Source organism: Corynebacterium tuberculostearicum (assembly GCF_032821615.1).
In the GTDB taxonomy this organism is placed as follows: domain Bacteria; phylum Actinomycetota; class Actinomycetes; order Mycobacteriales; family Mycobacteriaceae; genus Corynebacterium; species Corynebacterium tuberculostearicum_H.
In genome coordinates this window covers 78,287-103,162 of the sequence record NZ_JAVBIF010000003.1, presented here as the reverse complement: position 1 = coordinate 103,162, position 24,876 = coordinate 78,287, and the positions used below count along the sequence as shown (strand labels likewise).

Annotated in this window: 24 protein-coding genes; 9 read left to right on the top strand and 15 right to left on the bottom strand. The window is 62.1% G+C overall.

The features are described from left to right. Nucleotides 1–50 precede the first annotated feature (50 nt). From atpA to rho, 11 genes are all read right to left on the bottom strand, one after another. Nucleotides 51–1,691: a F0F1 ATP synthase subunit alpha gene (gene atpA / locus RAE09_RS04245; RefSeq protein WP_023021750.1), complete on the bottom strand. Its 1,641-nt coding sequence runs from the start codon at nt 1,689–1,691 to the stop codon at nt 51–53. A 60-nt stretch (nt 1,692–1,751) separates the two neighbouring features. Further along, nucleotides 1,752–2,567 carry a F0F1 ATP synthase subunit delta gene (locus RAE09_RS04240; RefSeq protein WP_200435193.1) on the bottom strand — a complete coding sequence of 272 codons (816 nt, stop codon included), beginning with the start codon at nt 2,565–2,567 and terminating at the stop codon, nt 1,752–1,754. A gap of 6 nt (nt 2,568–2,573) precedes the next feature. Beyond that, nucleotides 2,574–3,143, bottom strand: a complete 570-nt coding sequence (locus tag RAE09_RS04235; RefSeq protein WP_005327643.1) for a F0F1 ATP synthase subunit B — start codon at nt 3,141–3,143, stop codon at nt 2,574–2,576. A 43-nt stretch (nt 3,144–3,186) separates the two neighbouring features. Continuing rightward, nucleotides 3,187–3,426 carry an ATP synthase F0 subunit C gene (locus RAE09_RS04230; protein ID WP_005323383.1) on the bottom strand — a complete coding sequence of 80 codons (240 nt, stop codon included), beginning with the start codon at nt 3,424–3,426 and terminating at the stop codon, nt 3,187–3,189. A gap of 104 nt (nt 3,427–3,530) precedes the next feature. After that, complete coding sequence (gene atpB, locus RAE09_RS04225) at nt 3,531–4,331, bottom strand: F0F1 ATP synthase subunit A (RefSeq protein WP_005323384.1); 801 nt, start codon at nt 4,329–4,331, stop codon at nt 3,531–3,533. A 463-nt stretch (nt 4,332–4,794) separates the two neighbouring features. Then, entirely contained in the window at nt 4,795–5,220 is a 426-nt protein-coding gene (locus RAE09_RS04220; protein ID WP_034668137.1) for a hypothetical protein, read from the bottom strand. A gap of 16 nt (nt 5,221–5,236) precedes the next feature. Then, entirely contained in the window at nt 5,237–6,412 is a 1,176-nt protein-coding gene (locus tag RAE09_RS04215; RefSeq protein WP_316981052.1) for an MraY family glycosyltransferase, read from the bottom strand. 12 nt (nt 6,413–6,424) lie between these two features. Then, the gene (locus tag RAE09_RS04210; protein ID WP_005327639.1) at nt 6,425–7,093 is read right to left on the bottom strand and encodes an L-threonylcarbamoyladenylate synthase; all 669 of its coding nucleotides are present in this window, start codon (nt 7,091–7,093) and stop codon (nt 6,425–6,427) included. A gap of 32 nt (nt 7,094–7,125) precedes the next feature. Next, nucleotides 7,126–7,962, bottom strand: coding sequence for a peptide chain release factor N(5)-glutamine methyltransferase (prmC, locus tag RAE09_RS04205; protein WP_316981051.1), 837 nt, complete (start codon nt 7,960–7,962; stop codon nt 7,126–7,128). Between the two features lie 6 nt (nt 7,963–7,968). Continuing rightward, nucleotides 7,969–9,045 carry a peptide chain release factor 1 gene (gene prfA, locus RAE09_RS04200; protein ID WP_040425038.1) on the bottom strand — a complete coding sequence of 359 codons (1,077 nt, stop codon included), beginning with the start codon at nt 9,043–9,045 and terminating at the stop codon, nt 7,969–7,971. Continuing rightward, nucleotides 9,038–10,885 (bottom strand): transcription termination factor Rho, encoded by a 1,848-nt coding sequence (gene rho, locus RAE09_RS04195; protein ID WP_316981050.1) that lies wholly within the window; start codon nt 10,883–10,885, stop codon nt 9,038–9,040. Before rho ends, prfA begins: the two co-directional genes overlap by 8 nt. Before the next feature lie 353 nt (nt 10,886–11,238). Between rho and RAE09_RS04190 the strand changes: the two genes are divergently transcribed. The 5 genes from RAE09_RS04190 (at nt 11,239) to mobA (ending at nt 16,470) form a co-directional block, all read left to right on the top strand. After that, nucleotides 11,239–13,020 carry a long-chain fatty-acid--CoA ligase gene (locus RAE09_RS04190; RefSeq protein WP_316981049.1) on the top strand — a complete coding sequence of 594 codons (1,782 nt, stop codon included), beginning with the start codon at nt 11,239–11,241 and terminating at the stop codon, nt 13,018–13,020. A 66-nt stretch (nt 13,021–13,086) separates the two neighbouring features. Further along, the gene (gene moaA / locus RAE09_RS04185) at nt 13,087–14,199 is read left to right on the top strand and encodes a GTP 3',8-cyclase MoaA (protein WP_316981048.1); all 1,113 of its coding nucleotides are present in this window, start codon (nt 13,087–13,089) and stop codon (nt 14,197–14,199) included. A 10-nt stretch (nt 14,200–14,209) separates the two neighbouring features. Continuing rightward, nucleotides 14,210–15,409, top strand: a complete 1,200-nt coding sequence (locus RAE09_RS04180; RefSeq protein WP_316981047.1) for a molybdopterin molybdotransferase MoeA — start codon at nt 14,210–14,212, stop codon at nt 15,407–15,409. Between the two features lie 9 nt (nt 15,410–15,418). Beyond that, complete coding sequence (gene moaC, locus RAE09_RS04175) at nt 15,419–15,898, top strand: cyclic pyranopterin monophosphate synthase MoaC (RefSeq protein ID WP_198492889.1); 480 nt, start codon at nt 15,419–15,421, stop codon at nt 15,896–15,898. Then, a complete protein-coding gene (gene mobA / locus RAE09_RS04170) occupies nt 15,898–16,470 on the top strand; it encodes a molybdenum cofactor guanylyltransferase (protein ID WP_316981046.1) in 573 nt (190 codons plus the stop codon). Before moaC ends, mobA begins: the two co-directional genes overlap by 1 nt. Nucleotides 16,471–16,631: 161 nt before the next feature. Here the strand turns inward: mobA and RAE09_RS04165 are convergent, their stop codons facing one another. From RAE09_RS04165 to RAE09_RS04155, 3 genes are read right to left on the bottom strand one after another with little or no spacing between them, the layout of a single operon-like run. Further along, nucleotides 16,632–17,999, bottom strand: coding sequence for a multicopper oxidase domain-containing protein (locus RAE09_RS04165; protein ID WP_316981045.1), 1,368 nt, complete (start codon nt 17,997–17,999; stop codon nt 16,632–16,634). Then, on the bottom strand, nt 18,000–19,178 hold the full coding sequence (locus tag RAE09_RS04160) for a beta-carotene 15,15'-monooxygenase (RefSeq protein ID WP_316981044.1): 1,179 nt from the start codon (nt 19,176–19,178) through the stop codon (nt 18,000–18,002). Beyond that, complete coding sequence (locus RAE09_RS04155) at nt 19,165–20,244, bottom strand: hypothetical protein (protein ID WP_316981043.1); 1,080 nt, start codon at nt 20,242–20,244, stop codon at nt 19,165–19,167. The genes RAE09_RS04160 and RAE09_RS04155 overlap by 14 nt, the downstream gene beginning before the upstream one ends. 66 nt (nt 20,245–20,310) lie before the next feature. On the opposite strand from RAE09_RS04155, the gene RAE09_RS04150 reads away from it, so the two are divergent. The 4 genes from RAE09_RS04150 (at nt 20,311) to RAE09_RS04135 (ending at nt 23,936) form a co-directional block, all read left to right on the top strand. Continuing rightward, the gene (locus RAE09_RS04150; RefSeq protein WP_040425040.1) at nt 20,311–20,571 is read left to right on the top strand and encodes a DUF2249 domain-containing protein; all 261 of its coding nucleotides are present in this window, start codon (nt 20,311–20,313) and stop codon (nt 20,569–20,571) included. Nucleotides 20,572–20,637: 66 nt separating this feature from the next. After that, the gene (modA, locus tag RAE09_RS04145; protein WP_316981042.1) at nt 20,638–21,402 is read left to right on the top strand and encodes a molybdate ABC transporter substrate-binding protein; all 765 of its coding nucleotides are present in this window, start codon (nt 20,638–20,640) and stop codon (nt 21,400–21,402) included. Nucleotides 21,403–21,405: 3 nt separating this feature from the next. Continuing rightward, complete coding sequence (locus RAE09_RS04140) at nt 21,406–23,238, top strand: ATP-binding cassette domain-containing protein (protein ID WP_316981041.1); 1,833 nt, start codon at nt 21,406–21,408, stop codon at nt 23,236–23,238. A 38-nt stretch (nt 23,239–23,276) separates the two neighbouring features. Continuing rightward, entirely contained in the window at nt 23,277–23,936 is a 660-nt protein-coding gene (locus RAE09_RS04135) for a helix-turn-helix transcriptional regulator (protein WP_316981040.1), read from the top strand. Here the strand turns inward: RAE09_RS04135 and thrB are convergent. Beyond that, nucleotides 23,923–24,852 (bottom strand): homoserine kinase, encoded by a 930-nt coding sequence (thrB, locus tag RAE09_RS04130; RefSeq protein ID WP_250409354.1) that lies wholly within the window; start codon nt 24,850–24,852, stop codon nt 23,923–23,925. The genes RAE09_RS04135 and thrB overlap by 14 nt on opposite strands. Between the last annotated feature and the right edge of the window lie 24 nt (nt 24,853–24,876).

Here is a 24,876-nt window from a genome sequence, read left to right as displayed (position 1 = left end):
CGTTTCTCCTCCCTTCTTTAATCTAGACGGTTAGTTATGAGTTCTGAACTCTACTTAGCCGTCTTGCGGGAGACGTTGAGCTCGGTGTTCTTTACGTCGCTTTCATCCAAAGGCTCTACCGGTGCCTCAGAGCCCAAGTTGTGGCCCTCGGAGGTACGGAAGGTCGGCTGGAAATCCTTAGCTGCCGCAACCAATGCGTCCTTGGACTCATCGGTCAGCGGCTTGCCGCCGGAAATCTGCTCAAAGACCTCTGGGGTGTTGGCGTTGAGGTACTCGTGTACCTCGTCCTCGAAGCGGCGGACGTCTTCAACGGGAACGACGTCGAAGATGCCAGCCTCGGCGAGGTAGATGGATACCATCTGGTACTCCACCGGCTGCGGGGAGGACTCGGACTGCTTCAGCAGCTCAACCAGACGGGAACCGCGCTCCAGCTGAGCCTTGGAAGCAGCATCCAGGTCAGATGCGAATGCCGCGAAGGCCTGCAGATCACGGTAGGACGCCAAGTCCAGACGCAGGTTACCGGCGACCTTCTTCATGCCCTTGGTCTGTGCTGCGCCACCGACACGGGAGACGGAAACACCGACGTTAATAGCCGGACGAACGCCCTGGTTGAACAGGTCGGACTCCAGGAAGACCTGGCCGTCAGTAATGGAAATGACGTTGGTCGGAATGAAGGCGCCGACGTCGTTTGCCTTGGTCTCGATGATCGGCAGGGCGGTCATGGAGCCAGCACCCATGTCGTCGGAAAGCTTTGCAGCACGCTCCAGCAGGCGGGAGTGCAGGTAGAACACATCGCCCGGGTATGCCTCGCGTCCCGGCGGACGGCGCAGCAGCAAGGAAATGGCACGGTAGGCCTCAGCCTGCTTGGTCAGGTCATCGTAGATAACCAGGACGTGGTTGCCCTGGTACATCCAGTGCTGACCCAGCGCTGCACCGGAGAACGGTGCCAGCCACTTGAAGCCGGCGGAATCGGAAGCCGGTGCGGCCACGATGGTGGTGTAATCCAGTGCGCCGTGCTCCTCAAGGGTGCGGCGCACGCCAGCGATGGTCGAGCCCTTCTGGCCGATAGCGACGTAGATGCAGCGTACCTGCTTATCCTTGTCGCCGGACTCCCAGTTAGCCTTCTGGTTCAAAATGGTATCGATGCAGACCGCGGTCTTACCGGTCTTACGGTCACCGATGACCAGCTGACGCTGGCCGCGGCCGATCGGGGTCATTGCGTCGATAGCCTTGATGCCGGTCTGCATTGGCTCTTCAACCGGCTGGCGCTGCAGCACGGACGGTGCCTGCAGCTCGAGGACGCGCTCCTCTTCAGCGTTGATTGGGCCCATGCCGTCGATCGGCTGACCCAATGGGTTAATTACGCGGCCGAGGAATTCCTCGCCCACTGGGATGGAGAGAACCTCGCCGGTCCTCTTAACCTCGTCGCCCTCCTTGAGGGACTCGAAGTTGCCCAAGACCACGACACCGATGGAGTTAGTGTCAAGGTTCTGTGCGACGCCAATCACGCCGCCTGGGAACTCGAGCAGCTCATTCGCCATAACGGACGGCAGGCCAGAAACCTGCGCAATACCGTCAGCTGCCGAAATGACCACGCCGACCTCCTCACGGGAGGCCTCCGCGGAGTAGCTCGAGGTGTAGTTCGCAATCGCACTACGGATCTCGTCGGAGGAGATCGTCAGCTCCGCCATGTTCTTCCTGCTCTCGGTAGTATCTTCCAGCACTTACTTAAATCGTTTCTGTCGTTTCGGCTATGCCATCTGGGCACGCAGGCGGGCAATTTTGCCTGCCGTAGAACCGTCAATGACTTCATCGCCGACGCGGATGCGCATGCCACCGAGGAGGCTGGTGTCAACCTCAGAGTGAATGGACATCGCACGACCATAAATTTTGCCCAGCTTCTCAGCGAGTACTGCTTGCTGGCCTTCGTTTAGTTCACCCGCTGCGGTAACGCGCGCAATGGTGCGGTCCTGCAGATCAGCTGCAGTATCGGCCAGTGCGGCTACGTCATCGATCGGGTTCTGCTCTGGGCGGGAGATGGCCTGAAGCACGAGGGCCTCAGTAAACATCGTGACCTTGCCGTAGAGCACGTTTGCCAGCAATCCGCGCTTGCGGGCGGAATCAGCAGTTCGGTCGGAAAGCAGCTGGGTGAGCTCGCCCTCACGGTCAAGGATCTGGGACAGGCGGAAGAGCTCGTCTTCTACCTGGCCCAGCTGCCCCTGCGCCTCAGCTCCGCGCAGCAGTGCGCGGCGGCCCAGGGATACCAAGCCCTTGACAAAGTCCTTCGGGGTGGACCACTGTGCGGCCGCAGCTTCCTGGATGATGCGCAATGCGCCATCGGAAATCTTGGGGCCAAACAGGGTCTCAGCCAGGGACTTGCGTGCCTCGCTCGGGGCGGCGATATCGGTGAATGCGACGCGCAATTCGCGGTCTGCATCCAAGACATCGACAACCTCGAAGATATCCAGGCCCGCCTGCGCGGCGGTGGCGACATTGTTGTCGCCTCCCAGGATCTCATCCAAGCGGGTTTGCGAGGTTGCGAGTGCTTCGCGGCTAGCTGCCTTCATAGTTGCCTACTTTCCGGCCGGTGCCACAGAGTCGAGCTCGGACAAGAAGCCATCAATGGTGGAGGACTTCTTAGAGGCGTCGGAAAGCTCGCCGCCCAGAATCTTCTCCGCCAGGTTGATGGAGTTCTGGCCCATTTCGGAACGCAGCTCAGTAACAACCTGCGAGCGGGAAGCCTCCAGCTGCTTTTCGCCATTGGCGACGATGCGGCGGGACTCTTCTTCCGCGTTGGTCTTAGCCTCGGCCTCAATCTGCTTACCGCGCTCACGCGCCTGCTCGCGGATCTCGGCTGCCTCTGCACGGGCATCGGCCAGCTGAGCATTGTACTTTTCCAGAGCAGCCTTAGCCTCGGCCTGCTGAGCCTTAGCGCGGTTCAAGCCGCCCTCGATCCGGTCTTCACGCTCCTGCAGCATCTTGGTGTACTTCGGAAGCACAAGCTTCCAGAACAACAAGAGAATTACAATGAAGCACAGCAAAGACCAGAAAATGTCATAATTCTTGGGCAGAAGCACGGAGAAGCTACCCGATCCCGGGTTCTCCCCTCCTTCTGCAGCAAGCATATAAACGACGTTATTCATAGGTCTCCCGTCTTAAAAGTTTCGGTTTGGAAAACTCGAGCTTTTAGAACAGGAAGCCGGCAACGAGGCCAATAAGTGCCAGGGCCTCAGTGAAGGCGATACCCAGGAACATGGTGGTACGAAGCTGACCGGCCATCTCCGGCTGGCGAGCCATAGCCTCAACGGTCTTGCCGGCAACGATGCCGATACCGATACCAGGACCAATAGCTGCTAGGCCGTAGCCAATAGTACCGAAGCCTTCAAACTTAGAAGCGGCGTCCGCTGCCAGAATGATCTCGTTCATGGTGAAAGTCGTTCCCTTTCGTAAATGTGTCAGCCCACAATCGGACTGAATGTCAATGTTGTGAAGTTAGGTGGTTTACTCGGTCGCGCTCGTCGACCTCGTCCTTAGTGCGAATCTGCGTGCAGGGACAGCTCAATGTACACCGCCGTCAACAGAGCGAAGATGTACGCCTGCAGGAAAATAACCAGAATCTCGAACAGGCTCATAGCCAAGCCCAAGACAACGGTTAATCCAGACAGGGCGGTCCACCCATTCAGCTGCCAGAAGAAGAAATTCGTAGCAGAGAAGAGAAGAACCAGGATGATGTGTCCAGCAAGGAAGTTCGCCATGAGACGAATAGCAAGGGTAACCGGTCGCAGAATGAACGTAGAGAAAAATTCAATCGGTACCACCAGCAAGTGCAGTAGCGGAGGCAAGTTCGGAATCACTACAGAGGAGCGAATGAACTTTCCCAAGCCGTAACGCTTAGCACCGGCGTAAATCATGGCGATATACGCAACGGCAGCCAAGACAATTGGCATACCAATACGACCGTTTGGCGAGACGTTTAGCCCCGGGATAACGGTCGCAACGTTCATAAACAAAACCGCGAAGAAGATGCTAGCGATAATTGGCAGAAATCGCTTTCCCTCCTTCTTACCCAAGATGTCCTCAGCGATATGTACACGGACAAAGTCGACCGCGTTTTCGCCCACATTCTGAAGGCCGGAAGGAACCAGCTTGGGGTTCTTAAAGGCGGCCCAGAATAGGATCACCACAATCAGCGTCATCAATATACGAATCAGCATCAGGCGATCAAGCGCGAACCATCCGCCGGCAAAGTCGCCGAAAAACAGATGGTCAGCATTCATTTGCCCCGGGAAGAATTCTTCACCTAGATCGGGCGTATGGAAGTGCCCTTTCATAGCCAATGTTGTAACGCTCAGCGTTCTCTCCCGTGTTCGGGCCACACAGCTTGTGAAAGCTTCTGTGGTGCGATGGACGTCTCAAACTCTCCGCCTTGAACACGGACTCCGTCGCACATCAGCGTGATCAAGGCAGGGATTTACCAGGACGGAAAGCAGGCTGGTGCCAACTACCGCGGTAACCCGAGGGAAATAGTATCAGCTAGATCAAGAGTTTTTGCACGTGGGGGCCCCAGTTTGCGAGTTGATCTTTCCCACAGCAGCGATCAAAGGATCAAAACCGCTATTTTCCGGCCAAATTCAAGAACGTGGAGTTCATCACACTGTTCTCTTTCACCTCCTCCTCGGGGGTGCCCATTTCCACTTCTGGCCGGTAGTGCACATAAAAAAGAGCTGTCCTCCGCCACGACATGCAAAGAACAGCACATCCCAAATTGAGGTCGCTAGAGTAACCGTATGGGACTTAGGATACGTAGGTAACCCTAGAGGTAACGACTCCCCAAACCTCGGTGCCTAATGTCACAACGAGAGCTAAAACCACCGTTATAAACAACGCCCAAGTGTCGTAGAAATCCAGATCGCGGATCAAGGCAAGCACACCAATAAGGACAATTAGCTTGATTAGCCACCCTCCTAGAACTAAGGCAATCGTTGTGGGTGGGGTAGATTTCGCGGTAAGGAGGACAGACCCAGCTGTAAAAAGCACGAAACCACCGCCAAAGGCAGCACCAATAGCAACTCCCCATACCCCCGGCATACCCTTCATACCGCCCCACACAGCGAGGGAAACGATTGTAATGGCAAGGAGAGCCTTTGCACCTAGGCTTACAGCTCGCTGTATTGGAAGTCGCGGATCATCAAAGTCAGGATTCACTATTTGGTCACTCACGGCTACACACCCTACCTCACGAGGGCTCGGATTCCTTCACCACGACGGCCCCTCGCGCAGTTGGACCAATCTTTCCTTGCCGCAAAGGTACGAGGGTTGCCGCGAATGCCAAGAGCAAGGCAACGATGGTGACGCCAATGGCCACCGGCGCGGGCACGATGGAAAAGGACACCGCGCCAAAGGCCACGGCGGAGACCCACAGGTAAAGGACCAGCACAGTCCGGCGGTGGGTATGGCCGAGCGAGAGTAGGCGGTGATGGATGTGCGCCTTATCTGCAGAAAACGGCGAGCGCCCTTGAGACAGGCGGCGAATCACAGCCCAGACAAGGTCCAGGACTGGAATAAACACCGCTGCGACCACCACAATGATGGGCGACATCAAGGCGACAATGTCCACCGTGCCATAAAGCGACATGTTGATCTTGCCGGACGCAGAAGTCGAGGCCGCAGCGAGCAAAAGACCAATAAGCATCGAGCCAGAATCCCCCATGAAGATGCGAGACGGTTCGAAGTTATGCGGCAAGAATCCAGCGCACATTCCCACCAGGGCAGCGCTGATGATGGCCGGTGGGTAGGCCGAGACTGCCCCGCCTTGGTCGTGGAGAACCGTCAAAGAAAACACCAGGATTGCCCCGCCCGCAATCATGCCAAGGCCTGCCGCCAGGCCATCGAGTCCGTCCACAAAGTTGATCGCATTGATCAGCAGAACGGTAAAGAATGCGGTGAGCAGGGTGCTTTGCAATTGGTCGAGGACGACCGTGGTGCCGCCGCCAAAAGGGATGAAAAGCAGCGTCCAGGTAAGGCCCAGCCCGCTCATCAAGGTGGCCGCAAAGAGCTGACCAAAAAGCTTCACTATGGCACTCAGTTCCACCAAATCATCGACCACTCCGACAAGGACTAGCGCCAGGGCCGCCCAGAGCACCGCATTCATCTCCGGAGTGACGGGCATAAAACCACGAGTCAAGGCTGGAAGCTGGGCTGCGAGAAATATCGCCGCCACGAAGCCGGTAAACATGGCCACCCCACCCATGCGCGGGGTGGGCTGTGTGTGGGCGTCGCGCAGCCGAATCTCCGCCACGCGGCCGGTGCGCACCAAAAAGGAGCGCACCACTCCGGTGGTGAGATACGTAAATGCTGCTGCGACGAGGATGACGAGGGCCAGCTCGCGCAGCGGGACACCACTGCCGCTCACGCGAATTCCCCCTTAAGCCTGTGGGCGGGTGCGCAGGGTCTGCGCGTCGACGCCGATAACCTCGCCGATTTCCTCGGCCGAAAGCGCGCCTTCGCGCAGGAGGTATGGGCGCTCACCGGAGAGGTCAATGATGGTCGAGGGCTTGCCGACGGCCGTCTCTCCCCCATCCAAGTAAACCGTCACGGCTTTACCTAGCTGCTGCTTGGCCATAAGCGCCGTGGTTGGTGGCTGGTGGCCAGAAATATTGGCGGAGGAGACTGCCATGGGGCCAACCTCGCGCAGCAACTCGATGGCGATGGGATGCAAAGGCATGCGCAGCATCACGGTGCCGCGGGTATCGCCGAGGTTCCACGGCAGGGACGGCGCTTGCGGGACGACGATGGACAGACCACCGGGCCAGAAGGCCTCCACCAAGTCACGCGCGGTATCGGTATAGGAAGCAACGAGGCCGCGAACGGTATCCCAGGAACCTACCAAAACCGGCACCGGCATATCCGGGCCGCGCTGCTTGGTGGCCAGGAGGTTGGCTACGGCATCATTATCAAAGGCATCGCAGCCGAGGCCATAGAGCGTATCGGTAGGCATGACCACAAGGCGACCGGATTGCGCAGCCTTGACCGCAATGTTCATGCCCTCTTCGCGCTCGGCATCATCGGCGCAGTTAAAAATCTTTCCTTGCATAATCTTTTCCCCTTCTTGCCCTTAATGGTGTCTTAGTCTACCCCGCGCACCGCAGTGACAAAGCGGGGCGTTCCCGTCAGATCCTGCAGCGCGGCGATCTGTTCGAAGCCGCCGTGTCGGGCCAATGCGGCTTGGACGGCCTCGCTCGTGGAATCGTCGTGTTCGATGGCTAGCTTGCCGCCCGGGCGCACAAGGCGCGCAATGGTCGGGATAAGGCCGGTGATGACCCCCATTCCATCCGCTCCGGCAAAAACCGCGTTATGCGGGTCATGATAGACCTCGGGATCAAGATCCGGGGTCTCTGGCACGTAGGGCGGGTTGGTCACGACGAGGTCCACGGTCCCATTCCAGTCCGCCAAAGTATCGTCGGCCGTGGCGTCAGCCTGGATGACCTCTACCCCGGTGTTGCGGGTATTGGCTTGAGTGTAGGCCAAGGCGGCGTCGGCAAGCTCAACTGCCCTCACCTGCGCTTCAGGTAGATAGTGGTGGAGGTAGAGCGCCAACGCGCCCGTGCCGGTGCACAAATCAACCAGCCTCGGGCCTTCGGCATTGCGCACCGCCCAGTCCGCCATAACCTCGGTTTCCGGCCGCGGGATAAACACGCCCGGGCCCACCTTGAGCTCCAGCGGGCCAAACCAGGCGGTGCCTAGCACGTACTGCAAAGGCTCGCGGGCCTCCCGACGGCGCACCAGCGCATCAAAGGCCACGTCGAAGCTGGGCATAGGAGACTGATCGAGCGGGATATCCATGTGGCCGCAGTGGATTAGGTGCGCGGCCATGATGCGTGCATCCCATTCAGGGCTGGCCACCCCGGCAGCACGAAGGCGCTGCACCCCGCGGCGCAGCGCCCGTCCATACGTGTTATCCACGCTGGTTTACCCCTCGGCCTCGAGGCGCTCAGCGCGCTCTTGGTCCTGCAGGGCCTTAATAAGGTCATTCATGTCACCGTTCAACACGGAGTCCAAGTTATTGGCCTTGTAACCAATGCGGTGATCCGTGATGCGGTTTTCCGGCCAGTTATAGGTGCGGATGCGCTCGGAACGGTCCATGGTGCGCACCTGGGAGGCTCGCTGCTCGCCGGCCTCAGCCTCGCGGGCCTCGCGCTCCATTTGATCCAGACGGGCCTGCAGCACCTGCAGCGCACGCGCCTTATTCTGAATCTGGGAACGCTCCTTCTGACAGGTCACGATAAGCCCGGTGGGCAGGTGGGTAATACGCACCGCGGAGTCGGTGGTGTTCACGCCCTGACCGCCCTTACCGGAAGAACGGTAGACGTCGACGCGAATATCCTTGTCATCGATATTGACGGACTCGACCTCTTCCGGTTCCGGGTAGACCAGCACGCCGGCCGCAGAGGTCTGAATGCGGCCCTGGGACTCAGTAACCGGAACGCGCTGCACGCGGTGCACGCCGCCCTCAAACTTGAATACGGACCAGGCACCATCGCGCGACGGGGACTTGGAACGGAAGGAAATGGTCATATCCTTCACGCCGCCCAGATCGGACTCATTGAGGCCCAAGACCTCCCAATTAAAGCCCGTCTTATCCGCATAGCGCTCGTACATGCGGGCCAGATCGCCGGCAAAGAGGGCTGCCTCTTCGCCGCCCGCGCCGGCCTTGATTTCCATAATGATGTCCTCGGAATCCTGCTCATCGCGCGGCGCGAGCAGGTCAGCGAGCTTTTCTTCCAAGCTCTCCACGGACTTTTCTAGCCGGTCCGCTTCCTCCTGGAAGTCATGATCCTCATAGGCCATCTCCTTGGCATCAGCGAGATCCTCGCGCGCCTGGGTCAGCTCATCATTGACCATGATGATGGGGCGCAGCTCCGCGTAGCGCTTGGAGAGCTTGCGGAATTGCTTCTGGTCGCCGGCGACTTCCGGATCGGCCATCTGCATCTCGATGCCCTGGTACTCGGACACGATGTCATCAACGAGGGAAACCTGATTAGACATAATCTTCTTCATCCTTATCCGCAGCCATCGGGGCCGAGGAGGCCACCTGCATCAAGAACTCGCCATTGGAGCGGGTCTTCTTCAGCTGCTTAATGAGCAGGTCAATGGCCTGGTGGGAATCCAGGGCGGAGAGGATGCGACGCAGCTTGGTCATGATGCGTGCCTCCTCTGGAACGAGCAGCAGCTCGTCCTTACGGGTGCCGGACGGATTGACGTCCACGGCCGGGAAGACGCGGCGCTCAGAGATGCCACGATCCAGCTTCAGCTCGGCATTGCCGGTGCCCTTGAATTCCTCGAAGATGACGGTATCGCCGGTAGAGCCGGTCTCCACCATGGCGGTGGCGATAATCGTCAGCGAACCGCCCTCTTCGATATTGCGGGCGGCACCCAGGAAGCGCTTTGGCGGGTAGAGCGCATTGGAGTCCACGCCGCCGGAGAGGATGCGGCCAGAAGCCGGGGAGGAATTGTTATAAGCGCGGCCCAGGCGGGTGATGGAGTCCAGCAGGACCACGACGTCCTTGCCCTGCTCCACCAGGCGCTTGGCGCGCTCGATAGCCAGCTCCGCCACGGAGGTGTGCTCTGATGGCGGGCGGTCAAAGGTGGAGGCAATTACCTCACCGTTGACGGAGCGCTGCATGTCCGTAACTTCCTCAGGACGCTCGTCTACGAGGACGACCATGAGGTAGCACTCCGGGTTATTGGTAGAAATCGCGTTGGCGATATTCTGCAGAATCGTCGTCTTACCGGCCTTTGGCGGGGAGACAATCAGCGCGCGCTGGCCCTTACCAATCGGCATGATGAGGTCAATGACGCGGGTGGTGAGGATCTTCGGATCCGTTTCCAAACGCAAGCGCTTATTCGGGTACAGCGGGGTGAGCTTATTAAAGTGCGGGCGCTGCTTTGCGCCTTCCGGATCGATGCCGTTGACGGTATCGACCTGTACCAGCTGGTTGTACTTGCGGCGGTTGCGGCCATTGCCGTGCGTGTGCGTCGGGCCGGAGACCTTGACCTGGCCGGTGATGGCGTCACCAGAGCGCAGGCCCAGGCGGCGGACGATGCCGTTGTTCACAAAGACGTCGGAAGCCGCAGCGCGGTAGCCCGTGGTGCGCAGGAAGGCGACGTTATTGTCTACGACGTCCAAGATGCCGCCGACGGCCTGCAGCTCATCGCCCTCGCGGACCTGCAAATCGTTGCCGCCGTTATTGTCATTGTTATTTCCGCGGCCGCGGCGGTTGCGGCGGTTGCGGCGCCCACGGCGGTTGCCGCGCTCGTGGTTATTGTTGTCCTCGTGGCGATTGCCGCGCTGCTTATTATCGCCGCGGTCATTCTTCTCACCCTGGTTATCGGAGCCGTCCTGGGAGTTATTGTCGCGGTTGTCCTTAGCGCCGCCCTTCTCCTCGTTGCGGTTGCGCTCCTCGCGCTCTTGCCGTTCCTGGCGCTCCTGACGCTCTTGGCGGCGGGCGCGGTTGCGGCGAGCGCGGCGGGCCTGGGAGCGCGACTCATAACGCTGCTCCTCGCCAGAGCCCTGCTGGCGGTTATCCTGCTTCTCGCCGGATTCTTCCTGCTTTTCTGCCTTGTGCGGCGCTTCATCCTGCGCCTTAGTGCGCGGCTTATCTGCTTTCTCAGGCTTCTCTGCCTTCTCCGCCTTTTCTACCTGAGCGGCCTTTTCCACCTTGGCCTTGGCCTTAGGCGGAACCTGTCCGGTCTTGATGGCGGTGATGAGATCCCCCTTGCGCAGGGCAGAGACACCACGTAGGCCGCGCTCTGCGGCCATTTTGCGCAATTCCGGCAGCTTCAGGGATGCAAGATCCTGTGCTGCGGTGTTGTCCGTTTCGCTCACGGATATCCTTTCGTTGCTTGACCAGGTCCGATTATGCGGGAGCCGCCGCAGCCTATGCTCGCGGCGTTGCACTGGAAGCCAATGTGTATTTTTCTAGGACTTCTCGCCCTCGTGCCAAGGCGCATGCGCGTCCTGCCGGGCAATAAGTATGAGGCCTCTTCCGTGTCCTCGAGGAGACTTCGCACAACGAGTGCGCGAACCGGAAGAAATCAAGAAACGACTGCGGGCAAACTACTTCTCTGGGCCCGAATGCATAGGAAAGGGGAGCTAAACTTTCCGGTTTCCTACCAGTCGCGAACAAGTATAACGCATAGGGCGCAACGCCCGCACCATGACACCGCTACAGTAGAGGCATGCTTTCCACGATGATGGATATCCCCCTCTCCCTGACCCGCATTTTGGAATACGGTGCCTCGGTACACGGGGACACCACGGTTACCACCTGGCACGGTGAGGGCACCGGCTCGGAATTCGATCCGGCCGAGGAAGTTACCTTCCGCGATATCGCTGCCCGCGCCGCCGCGTTCGCCCACGCCATTCACGATGAATTGGGTATCACCAGCGATGAGCGCGTGGGCAGCTTTATGTGGAATTGCGCCGAGCATTTGGAGGTAATGTTTGGCACCGCCTGCAAGGGCGCAATTTTTGCCCCGCTGAATAAACAGCTGATGAATGACCAGATTCGCCACATTATTAACCATGCGGAAATCTCCGCCATCGTGTGCGATCCCCGCCTGGCGCAGCAACTGGGCAAGGTGCTCGTGGGCACCGACTCGGTGGGAAGCGTCATCATCACCGGCGCCCAACCAGCGCAGCAGTTTGCCCACCTTTTCCCCCGCGGGGTTGAGGTGTATTCCTATGAGGCTCTTATCGACGGCCGCTCTACCGTCTATGACTGGCCCGAACTAGATGAGCGCACGGCCGCGGCGCTGTGCTATTCCACGGGCACCACGGGCGCGCCCAAGGGAGTGCTGTATTCGCACCGGTCTCTCTATTTGGAGGCCATGCAGCTGCGTTCCTCGGACTCGCTGTGCATTACCCACGGCGAGACCTTCCTGTGCTGCATTCCTATCTGCCACGTGCTCAGCTGGGGCGTTCCCTTCACCTGTTTCATGACGGGCACCCCGCTGGTGCTTCCCGACGCCGACGTGTCCGCCCCCACCCTAGCCAAGGCCATCGCCGCTACCTCTCCGCGCGTGGCACACGGCGTGCCCACCATCTGGATTCAGCTCTTTGTCCACTACATGCACCATCCACCAGAGCGCATGACGCTCACCGAGATCTACGCCGGCGGCTCCCCCGTTCCGCCGACGCTGATCAAGATGTGGGAGGAGCGCTACGGCGTCGATGTGGTCCACGTGTGGGGCATGGTGGAAACCTCCACCGTGGGCAGCGTTGCCCGCCCGCCCCAGGGTGCCTCTGGCGATACCCGCTGGGCCTACCGCGTGTCCCAGGGCCGCATCCCCGCCTCGCTGGAATACCGCGTGGTCAATGATGGGCAAGTCGTCGCTCGCACCGACCGCAATGCCGGCGAGCTGCAGGTGCGCGGCAACCTGGTCACCGGTTCCTACTACCACTCGCCCACCGCTGAGCCGGGCGAAATCGCCTCCGAATTCCGCGGCAGACAAGTCGAGGCCGCGGAGGATAAGTTCACCGCCGATGGCTGGCTGCGCACTGGCGACGTCGGCTCTGTGACCAAGGATGGCTTCCTTACCGTGGAGGACCGCGCCCGCGATGTCATTCGCTCCGGCGGCGAATGGATCTATTCCGTGCAGCTAGAAAACCTCATCATGTCTGACGAGCTTGTCGTCGAGGCCGCCGTCATCGGCTACCCCGATAAGCAATGGGTCGAGCGCCCACTCGCCGTCACAGTATTGGCCGAGGGCGCCTCGCCCACCATCGAAACCGCAGAGCGCCTGCGCGCCAGCATGCGCAAGGAACTGCCGAGCTGGATGCTGCCGGAGTATTGGACCTTTGTGAAGTCCATCGATAAGACATCCGTGGGCAAGTTCGATAAGAAAGATTTGCGCGCCCACCTGGCAGAGGGCGAGTACAACATCATCCGGCTCAAGGGCCCAGGCGAATCCCAGCGCCTCGATGCCACCAACGCCGCCGATTTAAGCCGGGAAAACTAGGAATAAATTCGCGTCAGTCGCCGTTGCAGCTTGGTGTACCTCGTCCCCTCTCTTAGACTGGCACCAATGACCTCTTCCTCCCAGCAGCCCGTGGTTTCCCTGCCCCTGCCTACCGTGGGCCGAGCGAAACCGCCGGCGGATCTGCCTGCACCGGCCGCTGATGGCACGCGCGCACTGGTGGATCGCTATGGACGCCAGGCCCGCGACCTGCGCGTCTCGCTGACGGATCGCTGCAACCTGCGCTGCACCTATTGCATGCCGGCCGAAGGCTTGGAGTGGATGCCCACAGAGCAAACCTTGAGCGATGAGGAAACCATCCGGCTGATCCGGATAGGCGTCGACAAGCTGGGCATCCGCCAAGTGCGCTTTACCGGCGGCGAACCCCTGCTGCGCAAGTCGCTGGAGAAAATTATTGCCGAGACCAAACAGCTGCGCACCGACCAAGGCCGCTCCCCGTCCACCGCGCTGACCACCAACGGGCTTGGCCTAGAAAAGCGCGCCGGCGCCCTCGCCGTGGCCGGGCTCGACCGCATCAATATCTCGCTCGACACCATCGACCGCGAGCGCTACGCCGCACTCACCCGCCGTGACCGGCTCGACCACGTGTTGCAGGCCATCGCCGCCGCGGATGCCGCGGGCCTGCATCCCATCAAGATCAACGCCGTGGTCATGCCCGGGGTCAACGAAGAAGACATCGTTCCGCTGGCGGACTATGCCGTCCACCACGGCGCCCAGCTCCGTTTCATCGAGCAGATGCCGCTTGGCCCCCGCGAGCAGTGGCGCCGCGAAGACATGGTGACGGCCGAAGACATCCTCACCCGCCTGCGCACCCACTTTTCCATGGCCCCGGCACGCGAACCGCGCGGTTCCGCCCCCGCCGCCCTGTGGGAGGTCAGCGCTCCGGATGGCACGCGCGGCACGCTAGGCATCATTGCCTCGGTCACCCACCCCTTCTGCGGCGATTGCGACCGCACCCGTCTTACTACCGACGGCGCCATTCGCAATTGCCTCTTTGGCAATTCCGAAACCCCACTGCGAGACCTGCTGCGCTCCGGCGCGAGCGATGAGGACATCATGGAGGCTTGGGCCGGGGAAATGTGGACCAAAAAGCCCGGTCATGGTATTGATGACGAGAGCTTTCTCCAACCAGACCGTCCGATGTCCGCCATCGGCGGCTAACCTGAGTCTTATGTCCACGCCCCGCAGCATCTCCGCGCACCTCGACGCCGTACTCACGCTGGCTTCCACTCCACCGGCCGAGTCCGCGCCAGTCGATGCCTCCCTCATCGGCCGCATCCTCGCTGCCGACGCCACCGCGCGCTTCCCCGTGCCGCCCCATGCCAATTCGGCGATGGATGGCTTCCTCGTCCATGCCGCGGATCTTTCCTCCTCCGCACCGTGGACCCTCCCCGTCGCCGGCGATGTACCGGCCGGCGCGGCTCCCATCGATGTGCCCGCCGGCCACGCCGTTCGCATCATGACCGGCGCCCCGGTGGCCGATACCGCAGGAATGCTCGTCGTTCCCGTGGAAAACACCACCACCCCGGCCGGCCCGGTAGCACTTCCGGACGAGGTCACCATCTCCGAGGCCCCCACCAAGCCGCATATCCGCCCCGCCGGCGAGGACATCCAGCCCGGCGCGCCAGTCGCCACCGCCGGCACGCTTATCGATGCCGCCGTCATCGCCGCCCTCACCTCCGCCGGCGTATATACCGTTACGGCCTACCGCCGCCCGCGCATCGCGGTCATTTCTTCCGGCGAAGAACTCGTCTCTTCCCCAGTAGAGCTCGCCCCCGGCCAACTACCGGATTCCAATGGCCCGATGCTCGCTGCCCTTGCAGGGGCAGACGCACACGTCCACGTGGGTGATGCCCCTGCAGACCTCGCCTCTGCGCTGGATGAACTTTCCTCCTCCCACGACCTCATTATCACCTCAGGTGGCGTATCAGCCGGCGCCTTCGACGTCGTGCACACCGTACTCGGGCGCACGGACTCCCCGTGGTTCGGGCACGTCGACCAGCGCCCGGGTGCCCCGCAGGGCTACTCCCTGTGGAATGACACCCCGGTGCTGTGCTTGCCCGGAAACCCTGTGGCAGCCTTCGTCGATTTTCAGCTGTATGCCCGGCCGCTTATCGCCGCACTGTCCGGTCACCCCGCGCCACGCCAGCGGGTCAACCTGCGCGCCCGGGTGGATTCGCCCCTTCCCGCCTCCCGCGGCCGGCCGACCATTGTTCCCGTCACCGTAGACTTTCAGGCAGCGCCCGCCATCACCTCGCACCTGCCCCACGGCAGTCACCGAGTCGTGTCGCTGGCCGGCACCAATGGCTTTTGCCTTATCGACTCCGAGCCGCCGGCCATGGGCGAGGACATCACCGTTTATCTGTATTAAGGAGCAACCATGGAATTTACCCACCTGAACTCTGACGGCGCCGCCTACATGGTCGACGTCACCGAGAAGCAGCCCACCGTGCGCACCGCCACCGCTGAGGGCGAGGTCGCCTGTTCTCCGGAGGTCATGACCGCTTTGCGCGATGGCACTGTACCCAAGGGCGATGTCCTCGCGGTAGCCCGCATTGCCGGAATCTCGGCCGCCAAGAAGGTCCCCGAGCTACTTCCGTTGGCACACACCATCGGCGTGCACGGCTGCGCAGTCGAGCTCACGCTTGCCGACGACCACGTGTCCATCTCCGCCACCGTCCGCACCGCCGACCGCACCGGCGTGGAAATGGAGGCGCTGACGGCCGTGAACGTATCCGCGCTCGCCATCATTGACATGGTCAAGGGCGTGGACCGCTCCGCGTATATCCGCCGCTGCGGAATCGTGGCGAAATCCGGCGGCCGCTCCGGGGACTGGTCCCGCACCCTCCCGGAGTCCTAATGCTCGGCGCAGTCATCCTCGCCGGCGGCCACGGCAGGCGCATGGGCGGCGCCGATAAGGCCTCCCTTTTTGTCCACGGCACGCGCTTTGTCGACCGCCTGCTCGCCCAGCTTCCCTACGGCACCCCAACCGTGGCCGTCTCCCCGCATCGCCTCGGCCTGCCCCAGGTGTGCGAGTCACCGCTCTACGGCGGTCCCGTCGCCGGCATCGCGGCTGGCGCCCAGGCGCTATCCCACTGCTCCGAACTCGCCCTTTTCGCCGTGGATGCCCCCGATTCGCCGCTACTGCTTCCCCGTCTGCGCTCGACCCTCGCCTCCTCCACGGCCGATGCCGTACTCACGCGCGCCGCCGACGGCTACCTCCAGCCGCTGTGTTCCCTCTGGCGCGCTCCCGCGCTCCGCGCTCAGCTCGAGTCCCTTCCCACGACTCGGAACGTCTCCGTCCGCCGCCTCATGCGTGGTGCCAACTTCATCGAGATTCCCGGTACCGGCGCCGAACGCGACTACGATACCCGTGCGGAGCTGCGCGAGCTTCCTGCGTTGCCTCCCCACACCACCCTTCGCGCTCACTGAGAGCCGCAGCCAACGCGAAAATACCGTCCCGGTGAGCGCGAGGGGTGGACGAATACAGAGACCCGCCCTTTGCACTCACGGAGGGCACGAAAATTGACCACGAACGGTCGCTGGTGAGCGCGAAGGGCGGGAGGAGCGGGAGGGGCCGTCCCGCTGGAGGGCTACTCGGTCACGATGAACTTGCCGTGCTGGCCCTTCTCCGCGTTAGTCATGATGTGATTGACAAAGGAATAGGTACCGGGCTCGTTGAAGGTCATCTCGACGAATCCGCCTTGCGCCGGGAGGAGGTCCAGGGCTTGCGAACCGGTCGCGTCCTCATTCTTGATGAGGTAAGTGCCTTCCTTGTAGGCGGTATCGAATTGTTCGCCCACAACGTGGAAGCTCAACGGCTGGTCGGGACCTAGGTTGGTCAGCCACAGGCGGACGGTATCGCCTACCTTGGCCTTGATAGGCTCTGCGTCATACTGGCCCGGGTAGTAATTGAAGGCCATGAGGTCGAAGCGGCCGTCGGCAACGCGCTGGGCGTCGGCGCCGGTGGATTCCGCGCCCAGGAAGACGTCGGTGGCCATGAAGTTGTACTCCGCGTCCACGGGCTTGAGGTCCGGCGGATCGATGATGACATTGCCAGCCATGCCGTTGGCGATGTGAAGGGACATGGGCATCGTGGAGCAATGATACATCCAGATGCCGGAGCGGTTCGCGGTGAACTTGTAGGTCAATTCCTCGCCCGGCTGGATGGATTTCATGGTCTTATCTGGGTTGACCTCGCCGGCGTGGAAGTCAATGGAGTGGGCCATGGAGCCCTCGTTCTTGATGGTGATTTCGAACTTATCGCCTACCTTGCCGCGCAGGGTGGGCCCAGGGGCTTGGCCGTTGAAGAGCCAGCGCATCTGCTTGATGCCGGGGGCAACCTCCACGACTTCCTCGGTCATCGTCCAGGTCTCTTTGTGCGTCTTCGTCTCAGCGGCCGGCTGCAAGGTGGCGTCGAAGGCAGAAAAGTCGTCGCGCTGTGCGCCGAGTTCGGCGGCGGTTGGCACGTTGACGTGCGGGTTGCTAGCTGAGGACACCGCATGGTCATGTCCTGCAGCGGCGCCGTCTCCCACGTTGACTTTGAAGGTCATGCCCTGCATCTTGTGGCCGGCGATGGTGCAGTAGCCTTCCACGGAGGAGTCGATGACTCCGGCATCGAGTTGGACGGTCTCGCCGGGGTCAACGCGGCCGGTCTCGGCGTCGCCAATCTTGAGGTCGTGGACTTGGTCGCCGGAGTTGGTGAAGTTGACCACCAGGTGGGTGCCGGGCTCGATATCGATGGACGAGGGGGTAAAGGCCATGCCGTCTACGCCCACGTCGATGGTCTGCGTTTCGCCGGAGGATACCGGTGCCGCGGACTCCGTGCCCTTGCCGGTGGAATTGACCACCGCGAGCGCGATGACCGCTGCCAGCGCGATGCCGATGAGCAGCCACGAGGCCCAGGAGGAATCCTTCGGCGCGGGTTTGTCCGCAGGTTGTGAGGAAGAAACGCTCAGCATTTAGTTCTCCAGTCTTTTCTTAAGGTAGATGGCTCGGCCGACGGCGATAACGTTGGCGGCAAGGCCTATCCCCATCATGATAAGCCCGGCGGCGTTAGCGCCCAGCAATGTCAGCAATCCGCCCACGTTGATGAGCAGCAGACGGGCGTAGCCGGTGCGCTCGGTGGTATCAGGGCGCGCACCGGTAAGGATGGGCAGCAAGTGGTGAAGGACACCGGTAACCAACTGCAAGAGGCCGGCACCGAGGAAGGCGGGCAGCAAAACCAGCGTGATGGTGCGCGGGTAGGCGCCCACCGCTGCGGAAATGGCGTCACCGGCACACAGCGCCAGCATCCACACCAGGCCGGCGATAACGGACACGGTGGCGGTGGTCAGCCGCGGCGAGCGCCCCATGACGGTGGCAAGCACCGGCTGGATGACGAGCACCGCCGCGAGGACCACGAGCAGTTGGGCCACGCCTGCGGCGCGGGTAAGGCCCACCGCGTATAACGCCATCGCCAAGGACAGGCCAACGCAATGCACAATGAGCGCGCGAGTACAGCGCGCGCGGGCGGTGGGCGATATCGCGGTGGCCGATAGCGTGGGGAGCAATGTGACCACCGTGCCGATGACGGTAAGCCACGCGAAGCCCCAGATCATGCCGCGCGAGTGGGCGCCGACAAGGAGGGAATACTCGCCTACCCCATTTCCGCTCAGGATGACCAGCACCACGGAGGCAATCATGAACACGGCCGCCGCGATATAAAAGGGCACGGTTACGGCAAAAGAACCAGACAGTGAGCCGCGCAGGCGCCGCGCGATGAACCACAGGTGCCAGGTGAGGGCGGCGATAATGAGGGCAGAGGCGGCGTCGGCAAGCGGGCCCCAGTCATACCCCGCCCTATCAATGAGCAGCAAGATAAGCCCGAGCTGCACTAGGCCCACGCGACTGCCGACGCCCCGATAGTCCCCGCCCGCAGTCCGGGTCAAGGCCTCGGTGAAATGGGTGGAGAAGACGATGATTGCCGTGGTCAGAGCACCAATGGTGAAGGGATGGATGATATCCCACCACACCACAGGAGCGCCCAAAGAGCCAGCGATGAGTAGGCCGAGACCAATAAGGATCCACAGGCCAATAATGGCGCCGCTCAGGGTATGCCAGCGGCCCCGCGCGGCTAGGGACACGTCATGAATGCGCACGGCGCGCCTCCTTTCCGGTCAGGACAATCCCGCAGGCGAGGAAAACTAACACTGCGATTATCGTAACCACCCCGCCGGTGCGGAGGGCAGCGGTGTGCTCGGCGCAATCGGCAAGAATGCGCAGCGCAAGGCCGCCATGTAAGAGTGCCACCGGCACATAGAGCACCGGGCGGTACGGCAAACGGCGGCGGATCACGGAGGTGAAGATGATAGGAGCGTGCGCGAAAATCATGGACATGACAAAGCCCAAGAAGATAGCGTGCACTGCGGCATCATAGGCAAAGCCGGTGGACTGCCCGTGCAGCAGCCAGAGGTAACCGCCCAGGGCGAGCCAGCCGTAGCCGGCCAACATGCACGCCGCCGAGTAGCGCGGCAGGCCGTGAGAGCGCACCAGATTCTTGGCCACGTCTACCCGCGCGGTGGCCGCAGCGATGGCGATGAGCACCAAGCCCATGGCGCGATAGCCCACCGATGGGGCAAGCACGTAGATGACACTGGCCGCCGCCAGCCCCAGAACCAGGAAGGTGAGGTGGTTTTCGGCGCGGGTTCCGGCCATGGTGACGCGCGCTAGTTCCATGCGCTCGCCGATGATGGTGGCCACCGCATAGAGGACGCACAGCGGCATCGCCTCGGCGAACCCCGGGCCCATGGCCCACAGAGCGGCGGCTGCTACTCCCCCGATAACTCCGGCTGCCTGCACCAGGATCGCGAGGCTCGCCTGACGGCGATAGATGGTGGCGTAAATGAAACCAAGGACAAGGAAGCTCGCGGCAAAACACACGGCCGGGACCGCCCGCGGCAGGCCGGCGAGAATGCCCAGCACGCCGGCGACGTGGAACACGGGCCCGGCCCATGCCCAGGAGGTGCGCACGGCAACGGTGCGCTCAAGGCCGATGGCTCCGCCCACGAAACCGAAGACCATGAGTGGTCCGTGGTCGGCGGCGAAAGACGCGCCAGGGGTAGCGGTCAACCCCAATAGGGTGGCGCCCGCAGCCAGGCCTACCAGCAGCGATAGGCCTGCGAAGGCAAGGAAGATGAGGCGATGCGCCACGCTATTATTTTGCACGGGTTTTATCGTACTAATATTGCTAACAGAGCGAAACTCGCACCCCTTAAGAAAGGACCACTCGCTATGCAACTGCCCATCTCCGATGCCAATAAGCCACACTCCATCCCAACTCTGAATGCCTCCGAAATTCCGCACGCCGTTCGCCACGGCGCCATCCACGGCGCACTGGGCACCTTGAATGTGGGCGAGTCCATGATCCTCATCGCCCCGCATAACCCGGTTCCCCTGCTCAAGGAGGTCGAGGCCCGCGAGGAAAGCTTCGAGCTGGACTACCTCAAGGAAGAAGAAAACGACTTCCACATCAAGTTCACCCGCGTGAGCTAAACCCTCGCGGCGCGGAGGGCTATCCTGAGTAGGTCACACTGCCGCTATAGAAGGAGCCCTCCGCAGATGAAGAAGCGCGCCGCCGCACTCCTCGCCGCCCTCGCATTCGCCCTTGCGGCCTGCGCTCCCCCAACGTCAACGACTTCCGCCCAGGACGCGGATGCTGCCACGCTCAATGTCTTGGCTGCATCCTCCACCCGCGTCATCAATGATGAACTCACTCAGCGCGCCGGCCAGCTCGCACCACCGGTAAATCTGAACTTTGAAAATGGCGGCTCCTCCGACCTGGTGAGCAAGCTGCGCGAGGGCGCCCCAGCCGATCTTCTCCTCACGGCTTCGAAGAAAACCATGGATAAGGCGGTGCAAGATGGCACGGTTGCCACACCCGAGGTGCTTGCCACCAATGTCATGGTCATGGTTGTGCCCAAAGGCAACCCGGCGAGAATCCATTCCGTGGAGGATCTCCCCCACTCCGATCACTTCGTGCTGTGCGATCCCCAGGTTCCCTGCGGCGATATCTCCGCCCAGATCATCGACGAAAAGCGCCTTGACGTCCATCCATCCTCCCAAGAGCGCCAGGTAGCAGACGTATTGGGCAAGGTTGCCTCGGGCGAGGCGGATGCTGGGTGGGTCTATTCCACCGATGCCACCGCGGCCGGCGATGATGTCGAGGTGATTGACATTCCCGGCGCGGAGAAATTCACTAACCAGATTGTGGGGGCCGTTACCACAGAAGCATCCCACCCCGACCAGGCTCGCGCGGTGCTTGATATCCTGAGCGGCGACTTTGCGTCCACCTGGCGCGAGCGCGGCTTCACCCCGGCGGAGTAGGCTATGTCTGCACCACAACCCATTCGCCCCAAAGCCCCGCTCCTTATCGGCCTTATTGGCCTCATTGCGGTAGCTACCATCATCGTCCCCGTTGCCGCCCTTGGCCTGCGCGTGCCCTGGGCGCGCATCGGCGACTACCTCGCGCGCGACGAGATCCGGGACATGCTACTCATCTCAGTGGCAGCAGCCTTCCAATCCATGATCCTTGCGCTCGTGCTGGGCTTGGGGCTGGCCCTGTGGGTGCAGCAGCTCGGCCGCGGCAGCGCCGTAGTGCGCCTCTTGGTCTACCTGCCCCTGGCCATGCCACCGGTGGTGGGCGGATTGGCCCTTACCGCAGCTTTCGGCCGCAAGGGATACCTGGCCCCGCTTCTCGACGCCCTCGGCATCCACTTCGCCTTCGCCTTCCCCGGGGTCGTTATGGCGCAGACTTTTGTGGCACTGCCCTTTGTGGTGGTGGCGGTCGATTCGGCGCTGCGCCAGCTGGACCAGGAAATCCTCGCCTCTGCGCGCGGCGTGGGCATGGGGCGATGGGAGATCCTGGGCAAAATCACCCTGCCGTCCATCGCCCCGGCTTTGGCTACGGGTGCGGGGTTGGCCTTCGCGCGCTCGCTGGGCGAATTTGGCACGACCCTTACCTTCGCCGGCTCGCAGCCTGGGGTCACCCGCACCATGCCCCTGGGTATTTATTTGGAGCGCGAGGTCGATGCGGATGGCGCATACGTGCTCTCCGCGCTACTTATCGGGTTGGCCTTGGCTTGCCTGGCGCTGGCGGGCTTGCCTGTGCTGCGGCGGCGAAGCTACCAGCCGCAGGCCAGGCGGTTGCATGAGATGGACGTCGATAAGCTTCGCGACCTTACCCGGCCCACTGATGCGCCGGCGTTGTCGGTGACCGTCGACGGTATGCGCACGGATTTTTCCCCGCGTGCCATTACGGCCGTGGTGGGCCCGAATGGTTCCGGCAAGACGACCTTGATGGGGCGCATTGCCGGACGCCTGAGCGGCGGGGAGGTCTCGCCGGAGGGCGCCGACGTCGTCTTGCTCACCCAGCGGCCGGGGTTGCCGCCGCGCTCGACGGCCGTGGAAGCGGTGTCCATGGTCACCCGAGATAAGTCCCGTGCACAGGAGCTCCTGGCGGCAGCGGGATTGCACGAGCTTGCCGACGTCCCCGTTCCCGCCCTGTCCGGCGGCCAAGCCGCCCACGTGGCGCTCGTGCGCGCGCTAGCCGCACGGCCAGCCGTCCTGATTGTGGACGAGCCCCTTGCCGCAGTCGACGTGAAATCGGCCGAGAGGTGGCGCCACTTCTTGCACGCGGCCCGCGCAGACCGTACCACGCTGCTTGTTACCCATGATGCTCTCGATATTGCGCACTTGGCGCAGGACATGCTGGTCATGGAATCCGGCCAGGTGCGGGCGCACGGCGCAACCGCGCGTCTGCTTGAGGCACCGCCGACAGGCTTCGTTGCGGCGCTAGCGGGTCTCAACCGCCTCGAAGGAACCGTGACCGAAACCGGCGCCTCCACCGTCAAGGTCGCGTGTGGCGAAATTTCCGTTCTGGCAGCCACGGAGCATTCGTCTCTTGCGCCCGGACAGGAGGTGGCGGTGACCTTTGACCCACATGCGGCCACAATTGGCGCGGCGCCAGAGGCCAGCAATCAATGGGCAGCGCGCGTCTTGGCCGTCGAGGCCACCAGCCTCGCAGCGGCACAGCTGCGCGTTGATCTGGGAGGCCACGAGGCTACAGTACCGGTAGACCGCGAGTTCGCTTTAGGCGTCGCGGTGGGTAACGTCGTATCCTTAACAGTGTCTAAAGCAAACGTTTTTGTCCACCCCAACTAAGATTTCTGTTTTCGCAGACCCCAAGGCGGATTCCCACCATGCCTGATTCACTTCCCCGGTCCACCACCGAACTTTTTCCGGAGGCCCTCAACCTCTCGCCCAAGCAGCGCGAGGTGCTCACCGCTGTGCAGCGCCACCCCGAAGGCGCCAAGGCCGGCACCGTCGCCGAGGAACTAGGCATGCACGTCAACACTGCCCGCGGACACATCGATGAACTGGTCAACGCTGGGGCCGTCAACGTGGTGTCCGCGCCGAGTAAGGGCCGCGGGCGCCCCTCCCTCATCTTTCGGGCCCGCGTACCGGATAATAAAGCGGTAGCCGAGGAATACATCACCTTGGTGGAAGTGCTGACCACGATGCTGGCGGATAAGGAAGAGCTTGATGACGCCGCCTCAGCCAAGGCCCTCGAGATCGGGCGACGCTGGGCGCGCGCCGCGGGCGCGGATGCCTCCAATGGTGCGCTCGATACGCTCTTTGCCACCCTGCGCGATATGGGCTTTGATCCTGCCACCAAGCCGGACTCGACCGACATCGAGCTCCATGCCTGCCCGTTTGTCTCTTCGGGGATTGAGCCTTCGCCGTTCCTGTGCGCGGTACACGCTGGCTTCCTGCAAGAAACCAGCGATGATGCCACCTCGATCACCTTGGTGCCGCGCCAGCACCCCAACGTGTGCCGGCTAAAGATTAAGCCTGCGTAAGCTCCACTCTGACGGGGCCGGCGACGGTGAGGTCGATGACGCGGAGGTTTTGCTCGCGGGCGTCGGCAAGAATGCTCTCTTCAATATCCTCGGTGTGCAGCACCATGACGGTGGGGCCGGCGCCGGATAGGTAGGCCGCATAGCCGCGATTGCGCAGGCGGTTCACCCACTCCGCGGTCACTGGAAGCACATCCGCGCGGTACGGCTGATGCAGGCGATCGCGGGTTCCCTCCCACAGGAGATCCGGGTAGTTTTGCAACGCCGCCACCTGGACCGCGGTGCGCGAGACGTTGAACGCCGCATCCGAATGCGTCACGTGCGACGGCAAGACGCGGCGCACCGCCTGGGTGGAGGCGTGGAAATCTGGCACGAGCGCGGTGGCGCGGATATCTTCGTGCACCTTGATGGACGCGGCGCGGTAGTCCGGCAAAGAATGGCCGTCGACGGGAACATTTGTCCACGACACCACGGCGTCGCCCAGCACGGAGGCGGCGGCATTATCGGGATGGCCCTCAAAGGCGGAGGAAAGCTGCACCACTTGCTCTTGGGTCAGCGGGCTTCCCGCCAGCGCATTGCCGGCGGCCACGCCCGCCACCGCGGCGGAGGCGGAAGAGCCCAGGCCGCGCGACTGCGGGATATTATTATGCGAGACCACGCGCAGGCCGGGCACGGTGGCGTCGGCCGCCGAGAGTGCGGAGCGAATCGCCTTGACCACCAAGTGGGAGCCATCGCGTGGCAGGTCCTCTGCGCCCTCGCCGAAAATTTCCACCGTAAGGCCCGAGGTGGTGACCTCTACCTCAACGGTGTCATACAGGCTCAACGCCATGCCCAAGGTGTCATAACCCGGGCCAAGGTTCGCCGTGGAGGCAGGAACGGTCACGATTGCCTTAGTGCCGACTTCAACTTCGATGCTCATAGCTATCCAGTCTATTTGGCCGGG